Genomic DNA, 13025 nt, shown 5'->3' on the forward strand with positions numbered 1-13025 from the left:
GTTGATAAAAGCACTTATTTATTTGTGGAAATCCAGTTAAGCCAAAACCCTTTAAAAATCTCGTTTCCAGCTTCCATTTGGAAATACTTTGCGGCTCTTTTTCGAGTCAGTATCTCCGCCTCCGAATCAGCGTACTTGCGTTTGATAAGTCGCTTTGACTGTTGTCTTCGCTGCAAGTGAGGGAATCTGCAAACGGATATGGGTGTAAGCAGTGGCTGGGGCTGGTTTTGTTTCCACTTTGCCACCAGGAAGAGTAACTTTAATAGTGGGATTTTCGACAAAGCTACGCCCGCCATCAATGCTGTAAATAACTTTGGCATTTTTGGCAACATTGGTAGAATTCAGCACGTAGACCATTCCTTTGGGAATAGGCTGATTAAAAGTCAAATTCTTCACTGGGCGATCGCTCTTATTTTCGCCACTCAAGGTATATCGCAACACATCTCCTGGTCGCACCACAACTTGACCTTTCAAAGGTTCCCATTTCTGGCTTTGCTTACCCTGCTGATCCTGCGCCACCACTTGCTTTTCTGCTTCCAAGCGCAATTGTATTTGCCCTTGAGTTTTGATATTCTGAGCAACAGCACTTCCTGAATGCCAAATATTAGCTACTCCCGGAATTTGACTGAGAAATGGAACTGTAGCAACGAGAGCGATCGCTCCTAAACCTGCAAGAGAAACACGCTTCATATAAATAATTTCCAGAATCTTGATTGTTGACTTATCTTTCCCTGCTTGTACTCAAAAATAGTCATTCCCCTCTTTGCAACCAAAGAGGGGGTTGAAGGTGAGGTGAAACGAATTAGTTCACCTTGCGTTGGAAGGTAAATGTTCTCTTCACACCAGGCGCAACCTGTCCAGTAACACTATCCACATACTTAGTAATATCAGTGTTTACCGTAGTTCCAGTTTGGTCAATGCTAGACGTGTTAGTTGGGTTATTACCGCTGTAGAATTGGATGGTTGCAACCCCGGAATCCTTAGCTGAACCTACGATATTACTGGTATCAATTTGACCATTTTTATCGTTGTCTAGCGCCCAATTGTTGGAACCGGCAGGAGTATCATCAGCAGTTGTACCATCTTCAACAATTACAACTTTGTCAGCATTCAAAATCACGTTTCCGGTTCCAGATTGAGCATCAGAAATATTTGTGTACTGAATTTGGTACTCAATAATGTTTCCTGGTGCAGGCTTCTTCGGATCGATACTGAATGTGCCATCATTCCCTTGAATTACAGGCCCAGTTCCTTGTAAGACTCGCGACACTTTCAGCAGTTTCAGGAAGCCAGTGTACACGCGATCGATAGTGATGTTTTCACTATCAGATATATTATCTGCATTCGTATCAATAGAGGCTTTGATATAAACTGGGTAGCCAAATTCTTGATCGCCTGGATAGTCTGGGATGGTATCGGTTGACAGGGATGTGTTGCTTGGCAAATCAACTTCCACACCATAATTGACAATTGCACCAGCAGCAACGTTGGGGATAGTAATCGGTGTACTGGCGGTTGCAAAGGTTCCTGTTCCTTGATTGTAGGTATAGACAGCAGACTGACCACCATAAGTAACGGTTACTTTAGTCCCATCCGGTAAATCTTTGAGATTGGCTGGTTGAGTTGGCGTTAGTGTGATACTGCCTGGGTTAGTGCCGTTGTTTTTAATTGTGTTAGTGAATCCAACGGCTGCTGGGTCAATTTTCGTACCGGGTGCTGTGCCAGCGGGAATTAAAGAAGATTTGTTAGTGAAGTCATCCTTGGTTTGACCTGATGGCCCAACAGCATCTGGTGCATTCTGCGGCCCGTTGAGTATCGCTGAATTAACAGGTGTTTCCAACTTGAAAATGTTTGCTTCACCACCTGCTGTACCATCACCAGTGTTGTTATTACCCGTGTCAATCCCAGTTTCTGGAGAGGTTGGAGTATTAATATAGCCATCATCAACGCTGTTGGCCGGTAGAGTATCGGGAAGACCATCACCATTAGTATCTGTACCCACAGGAGGTGTCATACTGCCTGGGGAACCGTCGTAGTTGCTGGGATTTTGGTCGCCAGATTCGTCGTAAACTGGGAAGTTACTACTAGGCGTTTGACCAAATAATTGAGCGATATTAGCGACGGTTAAAGGTGAAGTTGCAGTTGATTCAACGGCTAGCTGAATCGAGAAGCCATTTACTGTTGTACCAGGAGCAATGGAAGTAATAGTCGCTGGATTATTGATAAAACCAACTCGTGTTACACCTGCGAGTGTATCAGCACCTTTTAAGGGAAAAGTTTTCCAATTGGCTGTATTGGCATCAGTTGTAATTAAATCAGTGGTATAAACTGCTTGCCAACCAGGAGGCGCAGTTGGTGCTACTGCCAAATCTGTACCCGCAGGAATCGCATCAGAAACCAAGATACGGGTGCTAGCAACGCTATCAACATTGATGCTTGTACCTGTCAAGGCTGCTGGTGTAATTCCCTGCCCTGTGGGATCATTGGACTCAACTCGCAAACTCAAATCGTAGGTCAGCTTGTCATCTGTAATTGCAGTCGTGCCAGCATTGTTATAGCCACTGCGAATCTTGAGAATGGTGGCTAAAGTGTAACTCTTCACCGTTAAACCAACCTTAATTTGCTCGGTGGCGCTAGCTTCCCGTGTACCATTAACTGGTACGCCAGATACCTCACCAACAACACTATTATCAGGGTTATCTACGGTATAAACGTCACCACCGTCTGGAGTTCGCGCTTGATTTTGAGCATTACCAGGAGTATTACCAAGGGTAACGGTAATTATGTCATTGGTTTGAGCGCCAGCCTGTACGGTAACTGGCACACGCACCAATACCGTACCACCAGGCGAAACCGAGGGCGTGAATACCTCAGTGCTAGTGATATTTTGCCAGGTTTGACCGCCGTCAATGCTGTATTGCAGGTTATTAGGTGTACCATTATTTGGTAATGTTCCAGAAACTGTACCCGGCCCAGTTGTTGTAGCTAAGTTAGGAATTCGGAATTGGGTGGGGTCGTTACCTACGTTCGTCAGGGTGTAGGTGTAGATTAGTAAGTCGCCAACCTGAACTGTTGTATTAGTAGCGCTAGTGGTGTTATCCGTTACACCTGACGCTGTAACGGTGATCCCAGCAACCTCTGCTACAGTGACAACAACAGTGTTAGAAGTAGCGTTGATTGTTGTCCCTGGACTGTTAGGATCTTCGTAGGTCGCTGTCGCCGTGTTGCTGATAGATGTACCCGCAGTAGTTCCGTCAGCTAATACAGGTGCAACAAATTGAAAAAGGCTACCAGTTAATAATACTGTTGCTACTAGAGATTGGTAAGACTTACGCTGCTTATTTACAGATTGATTTCGATTTACCATAGAAGTACTTTGTTTGCTGAACTTGTATCTCGGATTTTGAGACAGGATAAAGTTCGGCAATTCCCTTTCAGGAATTACCGATTATAGCTACCCAAAACTTCAACATTTCGGGAATGCCCATTTAAGGAGTTAAATTATTGACACTCCTTAAAAACTGTATTGAGACAATAACCAGAAATAACTTGTCTACTTTTTTTACGCTTACCCTTGAGAATCAAAGCTGGCAATCGCAAATATGTGTAATTTATTACTGTATTTCTGTGGCTTAGAGATGTAAATAGTAATGTAGCTTTTAAAGCAAAAAAAGTCTTGCGTATAAATAAGTAACTTATCTAGCCGTGAATGAGTGCATCGAAGCTGAAAAATTAACTTTATTTTGGTAATACACATAGCATTTTTAGTGGTTTAATCAGATACTAAAAACACTAAAACTTATATATATAAATGCTTTTGAGTTTTTTCGTCAGAAATATATACTGCTCTGTAGAGTCATTTAGATAAAAAAATTGAAAGTTAACTAAGCGATCTAAATCGCTTAAATAAGATATTAATTTCAATCAATGCAATTTTATCATAATATAATGCAATATAATCATGTATTTTACCGTATTAATGCTGAGTAGATGAAGCTATTTTATTTTTTTATAACATTAAGTATGTCTGTGTAAATACTCAAAATAGAGATTACTAGTATTAAAGTTTTACAAGAATCATTCCTCTCAACACCAACCATACCCGATATTTTTAGTCGGGTATGTTTGACTGGTATTTTTGCTCGTGTTAGTATCAGGCGACAGTGACAGACAAACAGGGAAAGCTAGTTTATGACTCAGGCAATCAAAACCCAAACCCAAACCCAAAGCAGCACTGCCTACTTTCAAGCCTTGAAGTGTAAGGAATGTGGTGCAGAATATGAACTCAAAGCCAGTAATGTTTGTGAGTCATGCTTTGGCCCGTTAGAAGTTAAATATGACTACAACGCCCTACGTCTGACTGTCACTCGTGAAACAATTCAAGCTGGGCCCAATTCAATTTGGCGCTACCGTCCCTTTTTGCCTGTCGCAACTGACAATGTAATAGATGTGGGAACTGGTATGACTCCGTTGGTTCGTTCCCACCGTCTTGCTCGTCGTCTGGGTCTAAATAAGCTTTATATAAAAAATGATGCCGTGAATATGCCCACCCTGAGCTTTAAGGATCGGGTGGTGTCAGTCGCTTTATCCAGGGCGCGGGAGTTGGGTTTCACTACTGTTTCTTGCGCTAGCACTGGTAATTTGGCAAATTCTACAGCTGCGATCGCAGCTCATGCCGGTTTAGACTGCTGTGTGTTCATCCCCGCAGATTTAGAAGCCGGTAAAATTATCGGTAGCTTGATCTACAGTCCCACGCTCATGGCCGTCAAGGGCAACTACGATCAAGTCAATCGTCTCTGTTCGGAAGTTGCTAATACACACGGTTGGGGTTTTGTCAACATTAATCTGCGTCCTTACTATTCTGAAGGTTCTAAGACGCTAGGTTTTGAAGTTGCGGAACAATTAGGCTGGGAACTACCCGATCATGTGGTTGCTCCTTTGGCATCTGGTTCGCTCTTTACAAAAATTTATAAAGGGTTCCAAGAATTTGTCGAAGTTGGTTTAGTAGAAAATAAGAGCGTCCGTTTCAGCGGCGCTCAAGCTGAAGGTTGTTCACCCATCGCCCAAGCCTTCAAAGAAGGACGCGACTTTATTAAGCCAGTTAAACCGAATACAATTGCGAAATCGCTAGCGATCGGCAACCCAGCAGACGGCATTTATGCTGTGGAGCTAGCTCAGAAGACTGGTGGTAACATTGAATCAGTCAATGATGCCGAAATTATTGATGGTATTAAGCTGCTAGCAGAAACCGAAGGTATTTTCACAGAAACGGCTGGTGGTACAACCGTGGCCGTGCTGAAAAAACTGGTAGAAGCTGGCAAAATTGATCCAGATGAAACTACCGTGATTTACATCACTGGCAATGGTTTGAAAACCCAAGAAGCAATCCAAGGCTACGTTGGTGAACCCTTGACTATTGATGCTAAATTGGATAGTTTTGAACGTGCCTTGGAGCGATCGCGTACTCTGGATCGCTTGGAATGGCAACAAGTCCTCGTTTAGTTAAAAGTTATGAGTTATGAGTTTTTTATTCATGACTCCTAACTCTTAAATTGTATTTCTCACTTTTAACTCTTCACTTTGTACTTCTATGGCTGTAACAGTTTTAGTTCCTACAACTCTTCAGAATTTGACTAATAATCAAGCTAGTCTAGAATCCAACGGTAGCACCATTGCTGAACTGTTGGACTCCTTAGAACAAAGCTTTCCTGGTATTAAATCCCGGTTGTGCGATGAAGAAGGCAAGCTACGTCGATTTGTAAATTTTTACGTCGATAGTGAAGATATCCGCTATTTAGATGGTATTAACACAGCCTTGAAAGATGGTGATGAAGTAAGTATTGTTCCTGCTGTTGCTGGTGGTTAATCCTGAAAAAATCTACCTAGATTTAGCAAATGAATACATTTAGCTTGCCGCGAATGGCAGGCTTATTTTTATTGGTTTCAAATTCAGTATATCGAAAACTTTTGTAAATAGAACTTTCTCAAGATGTTTTTCGGCACAGCCAGAAGAATCTTGAGAACAGTTGAGTTTTTGAAAATTAAGAAGGTTATTCGAGTTGTATAGAGTTTTTTCATGCAATCAAATAAGAGTCATATCGACTTTTTGAGTAGCTATTAGTTTGTGTTAATAGTAAAAGAATAAGTTTTAATAATAGCCGACGAACTGTCCCACTTATCGAGACTCTTTAGGCGATCGCTTAATTTAATAATTGAGATGGGAGCAATACAAAAAAGTGAAATCGGGTTTAATTTTCAGTTCCTGGGGGAAGCCGCAGAAGCTTCTTATTATTTGAAACTACAACTAAAAACTAAAAGTACTCCGCAGAATACCAATAGTAACTGAGTCATTATCTGGTGTGTTACCAGGTTGTATAAGATGAATTATCCCTGGTGTAATACTGATATTATCTGTTAGCTGGAAACGATAAAATGCCTCAATTTGAGTGGTCGTACCTGGTTGTCCACCTGCACGCCCTAAACCTGTATTGATAAAATCAGGGACATTATTCCCTACAGGTAAGCTGCTACTAGTTATTTTAGGAGGTTGACCGACATAAATTCCTCCTAGATTTCCTTTCTTCAATAAATCAGGGAAATTCAGAAACACCATATAATTTGTCGTTTCTACACTTCCTGATTGTCCAGGAATATAAGATTTAGTATAACCACCCCACACACCTGCGCTAAAGCGGGGAGAAATTTGCCAAGTCAGAGTCGCACCCACGGCGTTAGTTTGTAGTGGTGCTGATTTTCCGGTATTGGTATTAACTGTAGTTAAGCATTCATCACCAACAAAGGTTAGCAAACAACCATCTGAAGCGTAATTATTAACATAATACAAACTTAAATCTAGAGTATCGGTTGGTGTCAGCAGTAATTGCACACCTGTAGTGGTGGTTCCATCAAATAAACCGCTACCTTTACCGGGATTTCCAGGTTGATAACTAGTATAAATTGCCTGCAAACTAGCGCGTTTAGCAAATTGCCAATCAATCGCTATACCACCGTGACCATATCCCATATTTAAAATTGGGTTTCTTTGAGCAAAATAAGATAATGGTCCTGTTGCAGCACTTTCTACCCGATTGGGGCCTCGGAAAGCAGCTGGCATACTTACGCCTTCTGTTCCTACCATTACTGCTAATTTATCTGTCACCAGCCAATGAAAATTCAGGTCACTTACAATCAAGCTATCTGTAGGAAATTCATAGCCAAGTAAAACATCATTCCGAGAAACACTATTGGTAAATCTAGGTGTAGTTTTTCCGTTACCATCTAAAAGACCTGTAAATAAATAACTACGGGGAGTGATTTGGCTAGTTAAATACAGCTGCGCCAGGGATATAAGATTAATATTTGTCCCAGCATCATCTGTATCCTTTTGTCCATCTCTAGGATTGACATCACCACGATTGTTAGTTCGTCCTTGAATGCCAACTATCAGTAGTCCACTGAGTTTGGTTGTTGTTGAGAATTGGTTGGCTTCGATTTCGGCAGTTTTGGCTTCTAAACTATCGACACGACCCCGCAAAGTTGCTAATTCAGGGGCAAATTCTGACTGTAATTTTTGTAATATTGCTAAATCTTCGCGGGTGACTAAATCGCTGGTGGCTGTAGTGATTAATTCGTTGACTCTATCTAAACAAGCATTCACACCCGCAGCAAATTCATATCGAGTTAAGGCGCGATTACCGCGATAGTTGCTATCTGGATAGCCGGCTATACAACCATAGCGTTCCACCAAAGACTGCAAGGCTTGAAATGCCCAATCGTTGGGTTGTACGTCCTTGAGTTGAGATACCGATGTAACTTGCGCCATCGGTTCTTCTGGGGAAAGGGAGGGGGATGCTCCCATAATATTATCGCCCTTAACTTCTATCTGCTGAGTAGTTTCTGTATTGATGTATTCTTCTGCTAATGCTTTTTGTGCAACTCCATTTACTCCCGCAATTAGTAACCATGCGAGCATCCAGGTTTTGCGATGACTGCAGCTAATAAGTCTACCTTTCAATTTTTTACACTCTGCTCACATACTTAAGTGAAGAGTGTATTCGCGATCATCTAGGGTTCACATGGGGACATTTACGGATTTTGTCCCAAATTAGACTTAATGCTTCTAGGCAACTTTTGAAAGGGCGAGTATAACAAGGTATTGGGGAATGGGGACTGGGGACTAGGAAAGAGTTTCTCAATCCCTAATCCTCAATTCTTTAATCCCGAATCTATGGCAAATCGTTCACGCAAGCCGAAGCCAAAAGCCTCTAAACTAAATCAACCTCGTGCTGGTGCGATGAAACGCGTCGCTAAAAAACCCCAGAAAAAGCTAAAACGAGGGAGTTGGTTGTCGTCAATACTAGCGATGCCTACGGCGGCAAGCTACGCAATTCTGTTAAGTAGTGCTAGTCTAATTATGGCTTTTGCCTGGATTAGTGTTCTCTTCATTTTCAATCCAGACGAGGTAAGCTGGCTAAATAAAATTTTACCTGCATGGGCACAAATCCCCCTTGGTAAACACGAACGTCCCCAAACTCTCAAACAAATTCAACTCGATTTGAGTAAAAAAAACCAAATATTTGGGGAAACTCTGCCTTTAGATCGGGATGTGAAAACCTCATTTTTACTACCAGTTTTTCAACAACGTGCTAACTGTCAATCTGATTGTGAAGAAGTGGTGGAACTCAGGGTTTACGAGCGCTCAGAAGAGTTAGAGTTTAAATCTCAGTCAGAAAGTTACTATTATCTAGCGACTCAATTATCTGTAACTGGGCCAGATGAATCCTTTGTGATTTCTTCTTTGCTTGATGGAACTTCAGAACCCCAGGATATCAGTATTCCCCTACCTTTAACTGAAGTGCAACGCTTTGAAGGTAAGACACCATCCTCAGGGGTTTGGTTTGATTTGCGGGGTAAACGCCAACAAGGAGCTGGTACGATCCGCTACGGTTACGTCGTATACTACAATCCAGAACGCACGAATCTACTACAAATGTTGTTTTGGACTAGTCCTAATGGACAATTGCCCAAATGGCAGCAGGTAACTGGTGACGCTACAAAAGAGTTAGTTGTCGACCAAACAGTAGGTTTAGAACCGCACTTACAGGTTTACCAAGTCAAACCTTTGAAGTTGTTCCTCAAACCAATTCAATTGGAGGCGATTACCCTCAAATCATCAACCCTCAAGGATTCTGCATACCAAAGTGCCCTATCAATTGCCCGTAGCGGATTGTGGACACCAGCTTTTGAATGGTTGAAATTCATCAAGAAACAGCGCAAAGGAACTTTACCAGAAGTGGCGCAAGCGCAAATGGATTTGATTCGCTTGCATTCCCAACTTACTAAAACTCAAGCCCAGAAAATTTGGGCCAGTCCTAGTCAAGAAGTGCTGGCAGATTTGATTGATGGTCGCTGGGAGAAAGCTTTACAGGTGTTTGAAGCGTCGCCAGATAATGCCCAAGAAATTGCTACTCTACTCAAAGCTGATGAAAAACGGTTGTGGAATCGCACAGTGGCGGCGTTGCAGGTGAACCCAAATAGACGAGAGGTGCAAGCTTGGTTCGCGTTGATTTTAGCAGTTCAGCGGGGAGAAGAACACGCTAATTCTTGGTTAAAGGCGCAACCAAAAATTACAAAAGATAATCTTGCCTATATTCAAGGTTTGTTGGCAAGACTCAATGGTAAGGGGACATTGCAAATATCCTCTACTCACTCTAGTCAGATTGTTGGTACGGTGCAACTAATCACTCAAGTTACCAACACCGAATGGCTGCAACCAAATTCCCCAGCAGATTTGAAACTTACAGATAACCAAGTTTGGTATCAGGTGGAGGTAAGTGCATTTAATAACGGGAAACGCTGGCTAAATTTTCCCTTTGAGAATTTCAACCTACCGAAAACTGACGCCGCCAAATTTTTCTGGAAAACTTTGGGAATCACTTCTGACCCGGAAATCCAAATTGTAGTCTGGTTGCCTAACGGAGAGCAAAAAATTACTATAGCCGCTATCAAAGCGGTGCAACTACAAGGTAAAGTTTTGCGCCTATTAGCTGCTGGCCCAAAAATTCCAGATAATCAAAACGATGTTCTCCAGCCCAAACCTTTAGCCTTGACCAATGCAGCACTGGAATGGGTGCAACCATCTCCCATTACTCTACGAGAACTGCATCAACAAAATCCCCAAGGGGTGAAGGTAATGCTATCGAGTCTGTGGCAATCTTTACAACAATCCGGCGAAGTTCCGGGTGGTGCTATTCCTAGCTTTGAACAGATGCAGGAAAAATTAGGTGATTGGCCCGTTCAAGTGATTGATTTAACAAATAACGCTCAACCAGAAATAATACTGACTATCTCACCGGAAGCAATAGCATCCTTGAATCAGTCGACACCTGAAATTCAGAGAAAAAACACACAACAAGGTCGTGACCGGACTATAATTTTCTCTGATAGAAATAAAATCATTTACACTGATTTTACAGGAAATTACTTACAAAGACTCTCTGCGATCGCCAAGCTTTCAGGGGTGCAATCCTTAGCTTTACTGGTAGAAAATGCTCATAACTACAGTTTGAGGCGCTGGTCAGAGAAAAATCAGCGCTTTGAATAGCACACCCCTGACTCAAATTTCCCCTTTACTCAAATTTAAATTAGAGAGGGGAAAAGCGATCGCTATCGACAAGACTGACTTATTCTTCTTTTTGATTGGTTTCGGCTAGACGTTGGTGCTTCAGGTTTTCCAATTGCTGCAACAAAGAGTCTACCTCTGCTTGTAAATGCATCAATTTAGCTTGCTGATCGTCTTGATAATAAGACTTGGTTAACTTACTGACCCAGGCTGTCTGAGACTCGCGATCGGAAACGTTAGATAAATAAGTAGGCATCGCTAATTAAATCCACAATTTAACTCACACCATTAGAAATATTATAATAATGCTCTTTTAAGCTTTATTACATTATTGTATATTTTCAATCAATTACTCTAATGGATTTGGGGTTCAATCATAAAAGACGGTGATTATAATGGCTGTGTTCCAAAAAAAACACTGGCCCAAGTGTGTAAAGCTTACTTCTACAGGACCGTACTTAGGAATAATTAATTTATAGTCTGTCAATTATGGTTGTACAAACAATTATCGCCGTTTTTGGGGAATTTACGCAAGAAATTATATGTAGACTATATCAAGAATTATGCTAAATCATGAAAAAACGTAGGGCGAAGCGCTTCCACTTGGCACAGCCTCTCTTAATAAGGGAAGTAGAAGGCTACTATCAAAAAGAGACAGCCTCTTGCGTATTTTCCTAGATTAATTGAAGCGAATCGGGTAGGAGAATACATAGATATACTTGACTAAACGAATGCACTAAAAGCAGCTTTAACCACGGATAAATCAGAGTTTCACAGAGTTATAACATAAGTCTCATATAGCAATCAAGTTTGATTCCTGAATTTACTTGCGTGGACAGGGAACAGGGAATAGGGAATAGGATAGATAAGTACTGAGTCTTATAGGACTTACGCAAAAACCCTCTCAAACTCTCATTTCTCCGTGACCTCTGCGTCCTCTGTGGTTCGTTTTCTGTTTTTCTGTTACCTGTGCGTAAGTCCTATCTTATTCAAAATCAAATAGGAGTCCTATAGATTTGCAGATGATTTACCTCGTCAGTATCCTCTAAGCTAATTTGTTGAACCGAAGGTCGCCGTGGCAGTTTATGATAAATTAACCTTCTAAATGAAAATAGCAAGTGAAACGCCTGCATTACAAAAAATAATATTCTTAATAAGATTCTTTGGGATTAGGGAACTCTCAACAGGCAACTGGTAACGAAAAATCTACTTTCTTCCTCTTCCCCATTTTGCGCTTCCCTATCCCACCCTTTCTAAATATCCAATCCTTACATTCAGAAATTTTAAATCCTGTGACTTTGAGCCTGTCTGTTGCTACATCTCATCGCCAACCCTGGCCCGGATTGATAGAAGCCTATCGCGAATACTTGCCTGTCAGCGAAAAAACACCGATTGTCACTCTGTTGGAGGGCAACACACCTCTAATACCAGTGCCAGCGATCGCAGAACGCATTGGCAGACAAGTACGGGTTTTTGTAAAATATGACGGTCTGAATCCCACCGGCAGCTTCAAAGACCGGGGGATGACTATGGCAATTTCCAAGGCTAAGGAAGCAGGGGCAAAAGCAGTAATTTGTGCTAGCACGGGCAATACCTCAGCCTCAGCCGCCGCTTATGCCAGACGCGGGGGCATGAATGCCTTTGTACTGATTCCCGACGGTTATGTAGCGCTGGGCAAGTTAGCTCAAGCATTACTGTACGGCGCAGAAGTATTGGCAATTAAAGGTAATTTTGACCAAGCCCTAGAAATTGTCCGCGAGATGGCCGAAAGCTATCCAATCACTTTGGTGAATTCGGTCAATCCCTACCGCCTAGAAGGGCAAAAAACAGCAGCCTTTGAAATTGTCGATGCATTGGGTGATGCACCAGACTGGTTGTGTATTCCCGTGGGAAATGCCGGAAATATCACAGCATATTGGATGGGATTTTGTCAATACCATCAAGCCAGAAAGTGCGATCGCTTACCCCGGATGATGGGATTCCAAGCCGCAGGAGCAGCCCCCTTAGTCCACGGTCAGCCAGTGGCGCATCCCGAAACCCTAGCAACAGCAATTCGCATTGGCAACCCTGCAAGTTGGGAATTAGCGATCGCGGCACAAACCGCCAGCCAGGGAAATTTCCACGCCGTTACCGATGCCGAAATTCTTGACGCTTACCGACTTTTGGCAGCATCAGAAGGTATCTTCTGCGAACCTGCTAGCGCTGCTTCTGTCGCTGGGTTATTGCAGGTGAAAGACCAAATTCCCACAGGAGCGACAGTAGTTTGTGTCCTCACAGGCAATGGTCTAAAAGACCCAGATACAGCCATTAAACACAATCACAGTCAATTTCAACAGGGTATCGCGGCGGAACTGGGCGCAGTAGCCAAGGCAATGGGATTTTAGGACATAGGGCATTGGGCATT

At 42.3% G+C, this 13025-nt stretch carries 8 protein-coding genes; 4 read left to right on the top strand and 4 right to left on the bottom strand.

Annotation, left to right across the window (positions count from 1 at the left end; translation table 11 throughout):
* Window positions 1-126: 126 nt before the first annotated feature.
* Together V7K41_RS03400 and V7K41_RS03405 are read right to left on the bottom strand one after the other, a co-directional pair.
* Window positions 127-690 (bottom strand): hypothetical protein, encoded by a 564-nt coding sequence (locus V7K41_RS03400; protein ID WP_334845731.1) that lies wholly within the window; start codon window positions 688-690, stop codon window positions 127-129.
* 112 nt (window positions 691-802) lie between these two features.
* Window positions 803-3367, bottom strand: coding sequence for a beta strand repeat-containing protein (locus tag V7K41_RS03405; RefSeq protein WP_334845732.1), 2565 nt, complete (start codon window positions 3365-3367; stop codon window positions 803-805).
* Window positions 3368-4191: 824 nt separating this feature from the next.
* On the opposite strand from V7K41_RS03405, the gene thrC (V7K41_RS03410) reads away from it, so the two are divergent.
* Window positions 4192-5502 carry a threonine synthase gene (gene thrC / locus V7K41_RS03410; protein ID WP_334845733.1) on the top strand — a complete coding sequence of 437 codons (1311 nt, stop codon included), beginning with the start codon at window positions 4192-4194 and terminating at the stop codon, window positions 5500-5502.
* A gap of 88 nt (window positions 5503-5590) precedes the next feature.
* Window positions 5591-5866 carry a ubiquitin-like small modifier protein 1 gene (locus tag V7K41_RS03415; protein WP_094342283.1) on the top strand — a complete coding sequence of 92 codons (276 nt, stop codon included), beginning with the start codon at window positions 5591-5593 and terminating at the stop codon, window positions 5864-5866.
* Window positions 5867-6304: 438 nt separating this feature from the next.
* On the opposite strand, the gene V7K41_RS03420 is transcribed toward V7K41_RS03415, so the two are convergent.
* Window positions 6305-7972: an iron uptake porin gene (locus tag V7K41_RS03420; RefSeq protein ID WP_334845734.1), complete on the bottom strand. Its 1668-nt coding sequence runs from the start codon at window positions 7970-7972 to the stop codon at window positions 6305-6307.
* A 255-nt stretch (window positions 7973-8227) separates the two neighbouring features.
* Between V7K41_RS03420 and V7K41_RS03425 the strand changes: the two genes are divergently transcribed.
* Window positions 8228-10603 (top strand): hypothetical protein, encoded by a 2376-nt coding sequence (locus tag V7K41_RS03425; protein WP_334845735.1) that lies wholly within the window; start codon window positions 8228-8230, stop codon window positions 10601-10603.
* A 79-nt stretch (window positions 10604-10682) separates the two neighbouring features.
* Here V7K41_RS03425 and V7K41_RS03430 read toward each other — a convergent pair whose 3' ends face one another.
* Window positions 10683-10877: a hypothetical protein gene (locus tag V7K41_RS03430; RefSeq protein ID WP_292778303.1), complete on the bottom strand. Its 195-nt coding sequence runs from the start codon at window positions 10875-10877 to the stop codon at window positions 10683-10685.
* A gap of 1036 nt (window positions 10878-11913) precedes the next feature.
* On the opposite strand from V7K41_RS03430, the gene thrC (V7K41_RS03435) reads away from it, so the two are divergent.
* Window positions 11914-13005: a threonine synthase gene (gene thrC / locus V7K41_RS03435; protein ID WP_334845736.1), complete on the top strand. Its 1092-nt coding sequence runs from the start codon at window positions 11914-11916 to the stop codon at window positions 13003-13005.
* Window positions 13006-13025: the final 20 nt, after the last annotated feature.

The sequence above is a fragment of the Nostoc sp. genome, from assembly GCF_036917415.1.
Classification (GTDB): domain Bacteria; phylum Cyanobacteriota; class Cyanobacteriia; order Cyanobacteriales; family Nostocaceae; genus Nostoc.